The following is a 15,192-nucleotide window of genomic DNA, read 5'->3' on the forward strand; positions in this document are numbered from 1 at the left end:
AGGAAGGTTGTACGACATAGTGTTGCGATAAATAAATGTGGCAAGTTATGCCGCCTAATTACTAGTCAGGCCTTAAAGGAAACCGAGAGCCTATATGCCAACACAATTAGTAAATGAGATTTTACAATCAATGAATCGTGAGACTTTAAATCAACTAGATCTCGCAGGAGTTATTAAACATCCTGGCGAGAATGGTCGCGCACGAGAAAAAATAATATTTAATTGTTCAAATCGACTTATTCCAAAAGATTTTGGAATTGACAAGCTATAACTTCGCCATTGTCATGGCGTGCCAAACAATTACTAAAAACCTAAACCCTATTTTTTGATGGAGTAAAACATGAACAGTAGCGTAGGTATCACTTGGATTAAAATTGCCGCAATCTATTTCGTGCTTGCAATCGCGCTCGGTTTGGTCATGGGCGCGTCGCACGACTATTCATTGCGTTCGGTACATGCGCACATCGCGCTTTTTGGCTGGGCCTCGTTGGCAATCATTGGTTTGATTTATTGCCACTTTCCCGCCATCGCAAACAATCGCTTGGCGAAAGTGCAATTCTGGCTGCATAACCTCGGATTGCCCTGCCTCAATCTTGCAATCATCGGCGTCCAGCGGGGCAATACCGCGCTTGAACCGATCATCGGGATTGCATCCACCGTTGTAGCGATTTCGGTGATTCTGTTTGCCGTGAATATTTTTAAGAACATGAAAAGCTAAGTGCCCGTGTGAAATAGATTGTGAATCTGGTACTTGGAAGAGCGAAAAAAGGGGACGGGTTTATTTTTTAATCAGTCCTTACGAAATTATTAAATTAATTCGTCCCCTTCCCTCCTTCTCTCTGCGGCCGAGTGCCGCCGGCCCTTAGCTTAATGGTTAGCTTCTATCGAATCATCGTAATACACCGGAGGACTTATGATTCTTGAGACCGCAAAACTGAATGTAATTCCAGGTCGCGAAGCAGAGTTCGAATCGTCTTTTCAATTAGCATCGAACATAATCTCGTCCATGCGCGGTTATATCTCCCACCAGTTACAGCGTTGCCTGGAAAATCAGTCGCAATACATCCTTCTGGTCAACTGGGAGACCCTAGAGGATCACACCGTAGGATTCAGAGGCTCGCCCGAATACCAAGAATGGCGAAAGCTACTGCATCACTTCTACGCGCCATCACCAACAGTTGAGCATTATGAACTGGCTCATCAAAATAGAGTCTAACCAACGGCTTTAATCTAAATATTCGCCACCCAAACCCAACCAGGGAGCTTTATATAATGGAGACTTTTTCCGAACACGAACGAAAAGAACTCCAGACCGCAAAGAGCCTGTTAGAAAACCCAGGAATTGCCGCCAGGGTCACCAACTTCATCGGCGTGCCAATCGAGAAAGGCTTGGCCTTATTGCCGGACAATTGGAATAAAACCATCGGTGAAGTTACCCAGACGGCGCTACTTAAAGCCTCGGAGGCTGCCGCCTTTACCATGAAGGACATTCCTGGTGAGGCGTCTTCCAATATCTGGCACAAACTCGGCGTGGCGGTGAGTGGCGGGGTGGGTGGGTTTTTTGGCATTAGCGCACTGGCCGTGGAGCTGCCTATTTCTACGTCAATCATGCTGCGTTCAATCGCGGACATTGCCAGAAGTGAAGGCGAGTCCATCACCGCCATAGAAACCAAGCTGGCCTGCCTGGAAGTATTCGCGTTGGGCGGTAGTAGTAAGTCTGATGACGACAGCGAGAGTGGCTACTATGCGGTGCGCGCGGTATTGGCTAAATCGGTAGCCGACGCCTCGGAGTTTATTGTGGGTAAAACCCTAACCGATGAAGGAGCGCCCATATTGATTAAGTTAATCGCAAAAATTGCCGAACGATTTGGCGTGCAGGTAAGCGAGAAGGCCGCCGCGCAAGCCATACCTGCCATCGGCGCGGCGGGCGGGGCGATAATTAACACTATCTTTATGGACCACTTTCAAGACATGGCCAGGGGGCACTTTATAGTCCGCAAGCTGGAACGAAAATATGGCAAAGAGCTGATTGAGCGCCTGTATGCAGAGTTGCCAAAGCTCGGCTAATGCGTTGCTTAACCAGTGCGTTTTTTGGGCCGGTGTGCCGTAGTTTTTGCTTAGGCTGTGCCCAGTTACGCGTGAACGCCATACATTTCGTAGGAGGGGCTTTAGCCGCGAGCCACATGGATAGCGGTGAGCCGTATAGAACGGCTGGCGCCCGCGACCAGCGCACAGCCATCGCGGCTAAAGCCCCTCCTACAAAAGCAGCAGCCTGCGCAACGCATAACTGAAACATCTCCTTGAATAACCGTCGGTGCCGAAAGCCTTCGACCTCAACTAGGCTCTGCGGGTGCGCCAGTTCTAGGGCGCGAACAGCCGCAGGGTAAAGGCCTGCGGCAAAATATTCAGTCGAGGAGCCGTTATGCAGAAACTTGTCACGCTATCCATGGCCGCTGCGGCCTTGCTGTTGGCCGGTTGCGGTACCAACCCGAGCAGCCCGCCGAATCCGCCACTGAGTAACGCGCCGATGGCCAGTTGCAAGGTCACCAGCCAGGCGGAAATTGCCGGGTTATTCGAGCGTTGGAACCGGTCGCTGATCACTGCTGACCCGCATCAGGTGTTAAGCAATTACGCCGAAGACTCGGTGCTGCTGCCGACCCTGTCCAACGTGCCACGCCTGACGCCGGCGGCCAAGGAAGATTACTTCGAGCACTTTTTGGCCAATCGGCCGTCCGGCAAGATCGATTCGCGGACCATCCAGCTGGGCTGCAACAGCGCGGTGGATATTGGCCTGTACACCTTCACCTTCGGCAAAACCGGCGCGGTAGTGCATGCCCGTTACACCTACACCTATAAGTGGGATGGCCAGCAATGGCTGATCAGCAGCCACCATTCCTCGGGCATGCCGGAGAAGTGATGGGGGCTCTTTGTAGGAGGGGCTTTAGCCGCGACCGGCGCCACCACCGCACGCACGGACACACAACAAGGCATCGCGGCTAAAGCCCCTCCTACGAGGTTTGCGGCGCTCAACAGAATCGTAGGGTGGGGCGCATGGGCACGGACGCTCTATCTCTACGGTGTTAGCTGCGCCGTAACCCACCGGCGGGCGTCCGGCCGATCAGCGCCTGGTGGGTTACGCGGCGCCCGTTTACCTCAGTGGCTCTGCAAGCTCAATTCTGCGCCGCTAACCCACAAAAGCAGCCAAATGCGCTCAGTCGCTCGTCAATTGCTCGCGCAGCAATTGGGCGAAGGCGGCCGCCGGTAGTGCTGGGCTGACCAGATAGCCCTGAATTTCGTCGCAGCGATGGGCCTTGAGAAACTCCAGCTGAGCTTGGCTCTCGACCCCTTCGGCCACCACTTTCAGCTCCAGGCCGTGGGCCATGGCGATGATGGCGCGGGTAATGGCGGCGTCTTCGGCGTTGCTGCCCAGGTCGCGGATAAAGGTCTGGTCGATCTTCACGTAGTGCACCGGGAAGCGCTTGAGGTAGCTGAGCGAGGAGTAGCCGGTGCCAAAATCGTCAATCGCCAGTTTGATGCCCAAGCTGCGCAATTGCTGACAGGTGCCGATGACGCTTTCGACGTTATCCAGCAGCAGGCTTTCGGTCAGCTCCAGTTCCAGCAAGTGCGGCGGCAGGCCGCTTTCTTCCAGCACTTGGCGGACCAGGCTGGTGAGGTTGCCTTGGCGCAGTTGCTGCGCCGACAGATTGACCGACACGCGGATCTCCGCCAGCCCCTGCACTTGCCAGGCACGGGCCTGCCGGCAGGCCTCGCGCAACACCAACTCGCCAATGGCGCCGATCAAGCCGGTCTCTTCGGCCAGGCCGATAAAGTCGCCGGGCGGCACCAGGCCCAGCTCGGGATGCCGCCAACGCACCAGGGCCTCGGCGGAACTCAGGCTGTCGTCGGCCAGGCACAGCTTGGGCTGGTAGAACACCTCCAGCTGGCCTTCGGTGATCGCCTTGCGCAGTTGGTTTTCCAGCTGCAAGCGCTCCAGGGTGCAGGCCTGCAGGTTGTCGGTGAAGAACTGGAAAGTATTGCCGCCCAGGTGTTTGGCGTGCTGCACGGCCATGTTCGCCTGGCTGAGCAGGGTGGAGATTTCCCGCGCGTTGTCGGGCAGCAAGCTGATACCAATCGAGGCGCTGACCACCAACTCTTGGCCGCCGACGGTCACTGGTTGGCGCAACTTGCCCAGCAGCCGGCTGGCCAAACGCGCCAGGCTCGACAAGCTGCCGAAGCCGTCGAGCAGCACCGCGAACTCATCGCCAGACAAGCGCGCCAGGGTATGCGCCTCGGGTACGCTTTGGCTGATGCGTTTACTCATCTGCCGCAGCAGTTGGTCGGCCAGCTCATGGCCGAGGCTGTCATTCAGCAGCTTGAAGCGGTCCAGGTCGATGTGCAGCAGCGCCAGGCTTTGCCCGGATTGCCGCGAGCGCTGGCCGGCTTCGTGCAGCCGCTCTTTGAACAACGTGCGGTTGGCCAGCCCGGTCAGCTCGTCGTAGTTGGACAGGTAACGCAGGCGCTCTTCGGCGTCGCGGCGCGCGGTTAAATCGACGAAAAACCCGACCGTGTGGCTGATGCGGCCCTGGGCGTCGCGGATCATGCTCAGTTGCAGCCATTGCGGGTACAGCTCGCCATTCTTGCGGCTTTCCAGCAGCTCGCCCTGCCAGTGGCCTTCGCGCTCCAGCTCCTGGCTGATCAAGTGGTACTGGCGGCGCGCATCGCTGCCACGGATAAAATGCCCAATGTTGTGCCCGAGTAACTCCTCGCGGCCATAGCCGGTCACCGCAGTAAGCGCTTGGTTAACCGCCACCACCTGGTTGTCCGGATCGAGGATGACTATCCCCTGATTGGCCGCCTCGAACACCGTGGCGGCCAGGCGTTGTTCTTCTTCGCGGCCTTTGCGCTCGGTGATGTCGCGGCGGGTGCCGAGCATGCGCAGCACGCGGCCCTGGGCATCGCGCTCAACGGCGCGGCCCCGGTCTTCCACCCAGACCCAGCGGCCATCGACATGCCGCACCCGGTATTCCACCGCGTAGCCATCGGTCTGGCCTTTTAAGTGCTCGATCAGTACCTGGCGCAGCAGCGGCAGGTCGTCGGGGTGCACCCGCGGCTTGAGGTCAGTCAACATCGCCGTCACCGACTCCGGCTGCAGGCCAAACAGCTCAAACAGCTGCGAGTGGTGCAGGGCATCGCTGGCCAGGTCCCAATCCCACAGTCCCAGCTCGCTGGCCTCCAGCGCCAGGGCCAAGCGCGCCTCGCTCTTGCCCAGGGCGTGGGTGGTGTCGTCCAGCTCCAGGGTGCGCTGGGCCACGCGCATTTCTAAATCGCCATGGGCACCGCGCAGGTCGCGCTCGGCGCGGCGGCGCTGTTCGACTTCGCGGGCCAGCTGCACGTTGAGGCCATCGGCCTGCTGCTTGGCGTATTCCAGGTTGCTGATCAGCGCCTGATTCTGCGCGCGTTGGTTGAGGCTGCGTTTGAGCAGGCGATTGATCTGCCAGGTCACCACCAGCAAGGTCGCCGATAGAATCAGCCCGAGCACGCCCCAGCTCTGTTGCCGTGGGTCATTACTGAGCAGCATGACCAACAGAAAGGGCAGCACGCCGGGCACGGTGAAGGTCAGAAAGGCCGTCAGGCTGACCGCATAGGCGACGCTGGCGGAAAGAATCGCCGCCGCGATCAAGCCGTACACCAGCGCCTGCTGGAGCATCGAGTGGGGCGGCACCAGGGCGATCTCGACGAAGGCCAGGGTCAGCCCGGACAGCCCGGCGCCGAGCAAAAACATCCGCCGCCAATGGGGGTGCGCTTGCTTGGACGGCAGCGCCGCGTTAAAGGCACCGACCTGCAGCAGCCGCAACACCGCCAGCAACACCAGCCACACCAGCCAGCCCGACAAACGCAGGGTGTTTTCCGGGCTCCAGAGCAAATAGGCGCAGGCCAGACCGCTGAGCAGCATAAACAGCGTTGGTACTTGCGAGCCCTGATAGAGCAAACGGGTGCGCTCGACGGCACGCTCGGCCGCCAGCGACAGACCGGTTTCAGGCCCATCGCTGAGCGCAGCGCTAACGGGAAGGTGTTTATTGGGCGTGGTCATCGGCGCTGTCTACTAAGTGTCTGTCGCACAACTGGTTGCTGCAGCGCCGCAGCAGCACCAGCCGTAGCGTGACGGGCTTCTCAATGTGCGGCGAGCATACCGCGAGCTGGCGGCTGCGCTAAAGCGTTATCTGCACCGCCCGGCCGGCCCGCCACAGCCCCGGTGAAAACGACTGCGCTCGGTTATGCGGCTCGCAAAGAGGGGCCAACAGCGCCTAAAATGCCGCCATGCATGATGACCTCTCCCCCCTGTTAAATTCCCTCAACGACGCGCAACGCCAGGCTGTCGCAGCCCCGCTCGGCCGTCAGTTGGTTCTCGCCGGTGCTGGCTCCGGTAAAACCCGCGTGCTGGTACACCGCATCGCTTGGCTGGTGGCGGTGGAACACGCCTCCCTGCACTCGGTGCTGTCGGTGACCTTTACCAACAAGGCCGCCGCCGAGATGCGCCAGCGCATCGAACAGTTGATGCACGTCAGCCCGCAGGGCATGTGGGTCGGCACCTTCCACGGGCTGGCGCACCGGCTGCTGCGGGCCCACTGGCAAGAAGCCGGGCTGGCGGAAAACTTCCAGATTCTCGACAGCGACGACCAGCAGCGCCTGGTGAAACGGGTGATCCGCGAGCTGGGCCTAGACGACAACAAGTGGCCGGCCAAACAGTCGCAATGGTTTATCAACGGCCAGAAAGACGAAGGCTTGCGGCCCAAGCATATTCAGCCGGCCGGCGACCTGTTTTTGGCCACCCAGCTGAGCATCTACCAGGCCTACGAAGACGCCTGTGCCCGCGCCGGCTTGATCGATTTTGCCGAGCTGCTACTGCGCGCCCTGGACCTGTGGCGCGACAATCCCGGCTTGCTGAACCATTACCAGCGGCGCTTCCGCCACGTATTGGTCGACGAGTTCCAGGACACCAACGCCGTGCAGTACGCCTGGCTGCGGATGCTCGCCCAGGGCGGCGAGAGCCTGATGGTAGTCGGCGATGACGATCAGTCGATCTACGGCTGGCGCGGCGCCAAAATCGAAAACATGCACCAGTACAGCCGCGATTTCGCCGATGCCGTGACCATCCGCCTGGAGCAAAACTACCGCTCCACCGGCGGCATCCTCAAGGCCGCCAACGCGCTGATCGCCCACAACCAGGGCCGTCTGGGTAAAGAGCTGCGCACCGATGCCGACGACGGGGAGCCGATCAGCCTGTATTCGGCCTTCAACGAATACGACGAAGCCCGCTATGTAGTCGAATGCATCCAGACCGCCCATAAAGAAGGGTTGGCCCGCGCCGACATCGCCATTTTGTACCGCTCCAACGCCCAGTCGCGAATTCTCGAAGAAGCCCTGCTACGCGAAGCCATCCCCTACCGCATCTACGGCGGCCAACGGTTCTTCGAACGGGCCGAAATCAAGAACGCCATGGCCTACCTGCGCCTGCTGTCGCAGCCAGGCAACGATGCCGCGCTGGAGCGGGTGATCAACGTGCCGGCCCGTGGCATTGGCGAGAAAACCGTCGAAACCATTCGCCAACAGGCCCGCGCCGCCGACCTGTCGATGTGGGCCGCTTGCCAATTGTTGGTGAGTAATAAAGGTCTGCCACCGCGCGCCACTGCGGCCGTCGCCGGCTTCCTGGAAACCGTCGCGCTGCTGACCGCCAAGGCGCTGGAAATGCCGCTGGGGCTGATGACCCAGACGGTGATCGAGCAATCCGGCCTGCTCGCCTATCACAAGGAAGAGAAAGGCGAGAAAGCCCAGGCCCGAGTGGAAAACTTGGAGGAGCTGGTCAGCGCCGCGCGCAACTTCGAGAACGCCGACATCCAGGAAGAAACCACCCTGCTGGCGGCCTTCCTCGACCACGCCTCCCTGGAGGCCGGCGACACCCAAGCCGCCGAACACGAAGACAGCGTGCAGCTGATGACCCTGCACAGCGCCAAGGGCCTGGAGTTTCCGCTGGTGTTCTTGGTCGGCATGGAAGAAGGCCTGTTCCCACACAAGATGAGCCTGGAAGAGCCCGGTCGCCTCGAAGAAGAACGCCGCCTGGCCTACGTCGGCATCACCCGAGCCATGCGCCGGCTGGTCATCAGCTACGCGGAAACCCGCCGCCTGTACGGCGCCGAGACCCGCAACAAGGTTTCGCGTTTCGTGCGCGAAATCCCCGAGGGGCTGATTCAGGAAGTGCGCCTGAACAACAGCGTCAGCCGCCCGTTCGGCGCACCGCGCAACCAGAGCATGAGCGACAGCAATTTGTTTGCCGGCAGCCAGGTGCCGGAAACCGACTTCAGCCTCGGCCAATCGGTACGCCACTCGCTGTTCGGCGATGGGGTGATACTCAACTTCGAAGGCGCCGGCGCCCAGGCCCGGGTACAGGTGAACTTTGCCAACGAAGGCTGCAAATGGCTGATGCTTGGGTTTGCCAAGCTGGAAGCGGTGTAAGCGCCGCCGCTATTTTAAAAAGCACAGATAACATCAACCACACAACGCAATACTCCACCAACCTCAAAAAACATCAATACAAGGAAGTCTGAGCATGCCTCTCAATCTGACCGATGCAAGCAACAACACTTGGCTCATCGATGATCACGGCAATCTGCAAAATGCCATTAAAGCCAACAATGACAGCTACGACAGTACGGGTTTCAGTGTCAAAATTGGCGCAAGCACAAGCTCTTTAGGCTGGAGCTATGGAGTAGCCACTACAACCGCAAACACTCAAACGCTCACAGCAACCCACGCCGGCGAAGCGCTGAGCTTGACTCGCAAGACCTATGTGGGTGATGGCTTTGTTCGAGTCCTTGAAATAGTTACCAACACCGGCACCACCTCAAAAGACGTCAATTTCAATCTAAGCGATGACGTCTATCACGACAGCAATACACGCCTCCTTACTAGCTCCAACGGTGACAGTACCTACACAACCGCCGACGATTGGTTCATGGTGGATCACCTTTCCACCGAACGAGCAAAAGCCATACATATAGTGTCCGGGGGCACTGGGTCGCCAAGTAGCGCCACACGTACTGACACAGATAGCTTTGATACCAACTTCAATTTTAACCTTGCTGCCGGGCAGACCAAGGTAATTATGCACTTTTATGCCCTAGCCCCCGATCAAGCCACTGCAACAACTACAGCCAACTCGCTTAAAAATCTTGCCAACAGCGACTACCTTGTCGGATTGACGAGTACCGAACTAAATACGCTAGCTAACTTTCCCCAGAATATTTCCAGTGCCAGCACTGCCACACTTCAAAGTTCAGAACTTAATCTGACACTGACTGGTACCGCTAATATCAACGGCACGGGTAATTATCGCGATAACAGCATCACCGGCAACAGTGGCAATAACACGCTCTACGGTGGCGCAGGTAACGACACGCTGAACGGTGGCGCAGGTAACGACACCATGAACGGTGGCGCCGGCAATGACACCTTCGTGGTCGACAGCGCCCTCGATGTGGTCAACGAGCTCGCCAATGAAGGTGTCGATACCGTCAAGAGCTCGGTAAGTTTCAATATCACCGCCCGCCCATATCTGGAAAACATCTCCCTGACCGGCAGTGCCGCCATCAGCGCCACCGGCAATGGCGCCAACAACATTCTCGACGGCAGCCAGAACGCCGCCGCTAACGTTCTCACGGGCGGAGCAGGTAACGACTCCTACATCATCGGCGCAGGCGACGGCGTGGTTGAAGCTGTAGATGCGGGAACCGACACCGTCCAGTCTGCTATCAACTTCACGCTCGGCACTAACATTGAGAACGGTGTTCTGCTTGGCTCTGCACTTGGCCTGACAGGCAACAGTGCTAACAATAGCTTGATCGGTAATGCGGCCAACAACACGATCACCGGCGGCGCCGGTAATGACACCCTAAGCGGAGCGGCTGGCGCTGATAGCTTGATTGGCGGCATCGGTAACGACACCTATTACGTCGATAGCAGTAACGATGTAATAACCGAGCTTGCTGGAGAAGGCACTGACAGCGTTGTTTCTTCGATCAACTACAGCCTCAGCTCAACGCTTGAGAATCTGACCTTGAGCGGCAATGCGTTCAAAGGCGTAGGTAATAGCGCCAACAATGCCCTCACCGGTAACGCCAAAGACAACTACCTAAACGGCGGCACAGGCGCCGACACCATGAGCGGTGGCGCTGGCTCAGACATCTATCTGGTAGATAACGCCGGCGATGTCGTGGTTGAGGCCATAGCCAGCGGCGCAGACAGCGTACAGAGCAGCATCAGTTACACCTTGGGTGCCAATGTGGAAAACGGCACCCTGACCGATACCGCCATCACGCTCAATGGCAACGGCGAAAACAACCAGTTACAAGGCAACGCCAGTAATAACATCTTGAATGGCGGCCTGGGCAACGACAGCCTAAACGGCAATGCTGGCAATGACTCGCTAATTGGCGGCGACGGTGACGATGTCCTGATTGGCGACAATGGCGCGGCGGAAATGCGTGTCGGCGCAGCTGAGACATTAATTAATGGCAAAACCGTAGCGCTAAATATCTCTGTACCAGAGTCAGCAACCGGCTCCATTACCCTCAGCGGCACCATCAGCGCGGTCAACCTTGCGCAGACACCAATTAATCTGGTTTACATACTCGACCAGTCCAGCAGTATGATGGAAAATTTTAGTGGCGAGGTCGATATCGGCGATTTAAACGGCGACGGCCAAGTAAACACTAGACTGGACGCTGCTATTGCCTCATTCCAGAAGCTCAACCAATCAATCATCGACAGCGGTCTCGACAGCCAAGTGAAGGTTGCATTGATACCCTTCAGTGGCACAGCCAATCTGGCTTATAGCGGCTCAGCCAGCCTAGATAGTGACGCTAATGGTCGCCCCGATATTACCGACACGCTTTCTCAACTACAGTTTCTTACCACTGGCACCAACTACACCGATGCGATCAGCAAAACCATTACCCACTTAGGTAACAGCGGTAGCGGGCAAAACATTGTGTTTTTTGCCACTGACGGCCAGCCAGATAATCAAAACTACTTAAGCCTCTTACCAGCACTGCGGGGATTAGGCCAAAACGGTACGGTGATCAGAGCCCTCGGGATGGGTACCGGGGCAACTGAAGCAACGCTAGATGCACTTGATGACGGCATTGACAATAACTCTGCGTCCATCGTCCTTAACCCTGAGGAGCTCGATATTGGCCTACTCAACACCTCGGTTCTGGCTATTGGCGAAGGCGCTTGGGTTGAGGTTTATCGCAATGGCGAGCTGGTAGATCTGATTGGCTCGGATCGTTTTACCGTTACACCGCTAGGTCTGCAGTTCCACTCCAACGCCATTACCCTCAGCGGTTCGGCAACCGACCAGATCACTGCCAAGCTAATGACCCTCGACAGCAACGGTGCCATGCTGCAAACCAGCCTGCCGGTATCCTCTGGCGCCTTCGTTTCCAACGACACCCTAGTGGGAGGGGCCGGTAATGACCTGCTGGATGGCGGAGTGGGTATCGACAGCATGGTAGGTGGCATCGGTGACGACACCTACAACGTGGACAACCTCTCCGACAAGGTGATCGAAAACGCCGCCGAGGGTACTGACTTGGTCAAGTCCAAGTTGGCCAGCTACAGCCTTGCCAGCAACGTGGAAAACCTTGAGCTGATTGGCTCAGCCAGCAACGGTATCGGTAACGAACTGAACAACCAGATCACCGGCAACCAGAACAACAATGCCCTCAGCGGTCTGGCAGGCAACGATAGCCTTACTGGCGGTGCGGGCAATGATACGCTCGATGGCGGTAGCGGAAACGACACCATGGTCGGCGGCATCGGCGACGACACTTACATCATCGACTCGACATCCGACTATGTAACCGAAGTTTCAAACGCAGGTGTTGACACCATTAAAATCGCTTTTAATGCAACGATTGGTGGATATATCTCGGGGGTAAGCACATCCAAATCTTATAATTATATTGAAAACATTACTTTAAGCACCGGCACCATAGCGACGAATGCTATTGGCTCAGAGTATAGCAACGTTATTATTGGCAACGAAAATAACAACCAACTGTTCGGCTTGCTTGGCAACGATACATTAAATGGCGGCTCCGGCGCTGACACCATGAATGGCGCAGAAGGTAATGACACTTACTACATCGACAACGCTGCAGATGTAATTGTCGAAACCAGCGGAATTGACAGTGTCATATCTTACTTAAATGGTCATCTCCTTGGTGCCGGTCTCGAAAACCTCACGCTGGCCAACAGCGCCACGGTGTTGACTGCTACAGGCAATAGTCTCGCCAATAAAATTACTGGCAATAACTACAACAACACCCTGAATGGTGGCGCGGGAGCGGACACCATGTCTGGCGGTGTTGGCAACGATATTTATATTGTTGATAATGCCCTAGACCAAACCATTGAGGGCATTAACGCCGGCACCGACTCCGTGTTGGCATCTTCTAGCTACAAACTGTCTAGCAATCTTGAAAATCTAACGCTGTCCGGCAGCGCCGGCATTGCGGGTGCAGGCAATGAACTGACCAATAGTTTGCAGGGCAATATCGGTAATAATCGTCTGCTCGGCTATCTTGGCAACGACACGCTCAATGGTGCTGCCGGTAACGACACGCTAATCGGCGGGGCTGGTAGCGATACGCTAACGGGCGGCACCGGTAATGACAGCTTCGCCTTCGACAGCCTGCAGGGCACTGATCGCATAACGGACTTCGTCACCGGCCAAGACAAACTAACGTTTAGCCTTTCAACCCTTCGTATTGGCGATGGTGACACCGTCATAGATGGCGCTCTTATGCGTTCGGCTAGCGGCGGTTTTGGCACTACAGCTGAGCTGGTGATATTCACCCAGAATATTACTGGCAGCATTACCACCAGCAACGCGGCAGCAACCATTGGCTCAGCCAGCAGTGCTTATGCGGCCGGTGATAACCGCTTGTTTACTGTCGATAACGGTAGTGAAACAGCGATCTATCAGTTCCACTCTGCCGGCGCCGATGCGCTAGTCTCTACTGCCGAACTGACCTTGCTTGGCACAGCGGCAAATATATCTGCATCCGCCTTAAGTGATTACCAGTTTATTGCTTAAGCGAAATAAACCGACGGTGGAGGCTCCTCCATCGTCATCTATCACAGCAATCCGAATTACCACTCGCTGTTCAGCGAAGGCACTAAATGGCTGATGCTCGGCTATGCCAAGCTGGAGGCGGGGTGAGTGGCGACCGACCCTAGGAGGCGGTTGAACTCGGCGCTACCCATCCGGCCAAGCGCCACAACAGCGGGCCCAGCCCAAGGACATGGACGTGCGCACTTATTTACTGCTGGCAACCTTGCTGCTGAGCACTGAGACCTGGGCTGCTGAGGCGTTCCGGGTGGAGCACCGGCGTTCCAGCCACAGCGACTGGAATACCGGCACCGATTACATCCAGATCGAAACACAGCTGGAATATGACGGTGAGTTGATCGACGCCGCTAACTTGGCCGAGTTGATCGAGCCCGATCCCGAGCAGCGCCGGGGCCTGCAACTGTTCGATGCCGCGACCCTCGACGCACAAAACGCCTTGACCCTGTTTAGTCGCGGCAGCGGCGAAGACTATGAACTGGCCCACCTGTCGATGCAGGGCAACCAGCTGCAGGCTAAGGTGCTGCTAAAAGGCCTACCCAACAGCTGGTTCACCGATGCCCGCCGGCCCGGTTGGATTTCCCTGGCGGGTGAGAAGCAGCTGTATATGATCCAACGCCAACCGTTGCGCATCGTCGACGTTGGCATCGGCGCGCTGCTCGATGTGCAAGGCGAAACCGCGTTGCTGGCCGATACCCCCTGGGGCGCCGATGCCGAGCGCAATCCGGCCCCGCGCGTGCGCGCCGTAGACCTCAGCAGCGGCAAGCAGCTGAGTGAACTGCGCTTAGACGCGGGCTGCTTTGTGCTGCCCGAGTTTGAGTTCAGCCACCCGCAGGTGTACGACAAAATGGGCGCCTCGACTAACCAGCGCCTGGGTTTTGTCGATGGCCCGGCGTGGTTTGCGCGCAACTTGCAACTGCTGCCCGGCAGCGAGCTACAACTGCGCGCCGAGCAGCAACTGCCAAAGCCCGACCCCAAGCGCTGGGGCATTAGCCTGCGACAGATCGATCTCGGCCAGCAGCCGCGCAGCTTCGAGAGTCTCGGCTGGGCCAGCAGCCCGAGCGAGGAGAGCGTCGACGACAACATCGACATCACCGCCAAGGACTGCAGCGGCATTAACCCCAATCCCTACCAGCATCCCAATGCCGAGCCGTATCCGAGCGAAACCCTGCTCGCCGATGACCTCTGCCTCAGCGATCAGCACCACGAGGTGGCCGCCAGTGAGCGGGCCAAACGCTGCTTGCTGCCGGTCAAGCAACGTAGTTTGGCCAAGGGCAGCAACTGGGAGCTGCACGAGCTGCGCTACGACTACCGGCCCGGTGGCGCAGAGGTAAAGCCCCAGGTGCAAGCGCAACTGCTCTACCAGCTGAGTAAAGATGGTCAGCGTTATCGCTATCTAGAGGATGCTTCCGGCGGCGGTGAAGAGCGCGCCATCCGCGAGGTAAGCGTAATTGGCAGCAACGATGTGCTGCTGAAAACCCGTGGCAGCGGCCCTTACGACCTCTGGCGCACCCACAGCGATGCCAACGGCCAATTGCAGTTGGACAACCTGCTCGAGAGCGAGCCCTACCCCGCCAGCCCCTTCGACCCGAGCCTGGCGGGCTGGGTGTATTTGCGCAGTTACGGCTTACTCATTCGCCAGCAACCCTTTGCGGCCATCTCGGCGGGCAATCAGTTGCTGGATATTCGCCACGGCTGGTTCTACCGACTCTACGTCGATGACGAGCAGGGCAATTTGCACCTGATCGCCACCCCACTGAACAACCCCCAGCAAGCCTTTGCCGACGCCCCGACGCTCAGCATCAATAGCCGCTGCATGCGCACGCGCGACAGTAATTGGGAGTTCACCGTGCCGCCGGTCAACGCCACGCTGGCCGAGTCCGCCCGGTGGTTGCAGCGTAACTTCAGCCTCAGCGACGACCCGCAAGTGCCGCCCAAACTGCGCGCCGACAACCAATTGCAACTGCAAGCGAGCTGCGATCCGAGTGCCGTGAAGTAGCCGC

The 15,192-nt window shown here is 57.7% G+C and carries 8 protein-coding genes; 7 read left to right on the forward strand and 1 reads right to left on the reverse strand.

The features are described from left to right. Positions 1-340 precede the first annotated feature (340 nt). The 4 genes from Q8R10_RS11215 (at position 341) to Q8R10_RS11230 (ending at position 2,917) form a co-directional block, all read left to right on the forward strand. Positions 341-718, forward strand: coding sequence for a hypothetical protein (locus Q8R10_RS11215; protein ID WP_305653784.1), 378 nt, complete (start codon positions 341-343; stop codon positions 716-718). A 195-nt stretch (positions 719-913) separates the two neighbouring features. Further along, positions 914-1,216, forward strand: coding sequence for an antibiotic biosynthesis monooxygenase (locus Q8R10_RS11220; protein WP_305653786.1), 303 nt, complete (start codon positions 914-916; stop codon positions 1,214-1,216). Positions 1,217-1,272: 56 nt separating this feature from the next. Next, the gene (locus tag Q8R10_RS11225; protein ID WP_305653788.1) at positions 1,273-2,067 is read left to right on the forward strand and encodes an EcsC family protein; all 795 of its coding nucleotides are present in this window, start codon (positions 1,273-1,275) and stop codon (positions 2,065-2,067) included. Positions 2,068-2,527: 460 nt separating this feature from the next. Next, positions 2,528-2,917 carry an SgcJ/EcaC family oxidoreductase gene (locus Q8R10_RS11230; RefSeq protein WP_371133327.1) on the forward strand — a complete coding sequence of 130 codons (390 nt, stop codon included), beginning with the start codon at positions 2,528-2,530 and terminating at the stop codon, positions 2,915-2,917. A gap of 294 nt (positions 2,918-3,211) precedes the next feature. Here Q8R10_RS11230 and Q8R10_RS11235 read toward each other — a convergent pair whose 3' ends face one another. Continuing rightward, positions 3,212-6,091 (reverse strand): bifunctional diguanylate cyclase/phosphodiesterase, encoded by a 2,880-nt coding sequence (locus Q8R10_RS11235; protein ID WP_305653792.1) that lies wholly within the window; start codon positions 6,089-6,091, stop codon positions 3,212-3,214. A gap of 227 nt (positions 6,092-6,318) precedes the next feature. On the opposite strand from Q8R10_RS11235, the gene uvrD reads away from it, so the two are divergent. The 3 genes from uvrD (at position 6,319) to Q8R10_RS11250 (ending at position 15,188) form a co-directional block, all read left to right on the forward strand. Further along, a complete protein-coding gene (uvrD, locus tag Q8R10_RS11240; protein WP_305653794.1) occupies positions 6,319-8,511 on the forward strand; it encodes a DNA helicase II in 2,193 nt (730 codons plus the stop codon). Between the two features lie 94 nt (positions 8,512-8,605). Then, positions 8,606-13,156: an S-layer family protein gene (locus tag Q8R10_RS11245; RefSeq protein ID WP_305653796.1), complete on the forward strand. Its 4,551-nt coding sequence runs from the start codon at positions 8,606-8,608 to the stop codon at positions 13,154-13,156. A 214-nt stretch (positions 13,157-13,370) separates the two neighbouring features. After that, entirely contained in the window at positions 13,371-15,188 is a 1,818-nt protein-coding gene (locus tag Q8R10_RS11250; RefSeq protein ID WP_305653799.1) for a hypothetical protein, read from the forward strand. The last annotated feature ends 4 nt before the right edge of the window (positions 15,189-15,192 follow it).

It is taken from the genome of Pseudomonas sp. (genome assembly GCF_030698175.1).
In the GTDB taxonomy this organism is placed as follows: Bacteria; Pseudomonadota; Gammaproteobacteria; order Pseudomonadales; family Pseudomonadaceae; genus Aquipseudomonas.

What these genes read in the sequence shown, in the direction of transcription:
- Q8R10_RS11245 (WP_305653796.1), top strand. Translation starts at nt 8,606, where the DNA reads ATGCCTCTCAATCTGACCGATGCAAGCAACAACACTTGGCTCATCGAT.
- Q8R10_RS11220 (WP_305653786.1), top strand. Translation starts at nt 914, where the DNA reads ATGATTCTTGAGACCGCAAAACTGAATGTAATTCCAGGTCGCGAAGCA.
- Q8R10_RS11215 (WP_305653784.1), top strand. Translation starts at nt 341, where the DNA reads ATGAACAGTAGCGTAGGTATCACTTGGATTAAAATTGCCGCAATCTAT.
- uvrD (WP_305653794.1), top strand. Translation starts at nt 6,319, where the DNA reads ATGCATGATGACCTCTCCCCCCTGTTAAATTCCCTCAACGACGCGCAA.
- Q8R10_RS11235 (WP_305653792.1), bottom strand. Translation starts at nt 6,091, where the DNA reads ATGACCACGCCCAATAAACACCTTCCCGTTAGCGCTGCGCTCAGCGAT.
- Q8R10_RS11225 (WP_305653788.1), top strand. Translation starts at nt 1,273, where the DNA reads ATGGAGACTTTTTCCGAACACGAACGAAAAGAACTCCAGACCGCAAAG.
- Q8R10_RS11230 (WP_371133327.1), top strand. Translation starts at nt 2,528, where the DNA reads ATGGCCAGTTGCAAGGTCACCAGCCAGGCGGAAATTGCCGGGTTATTC.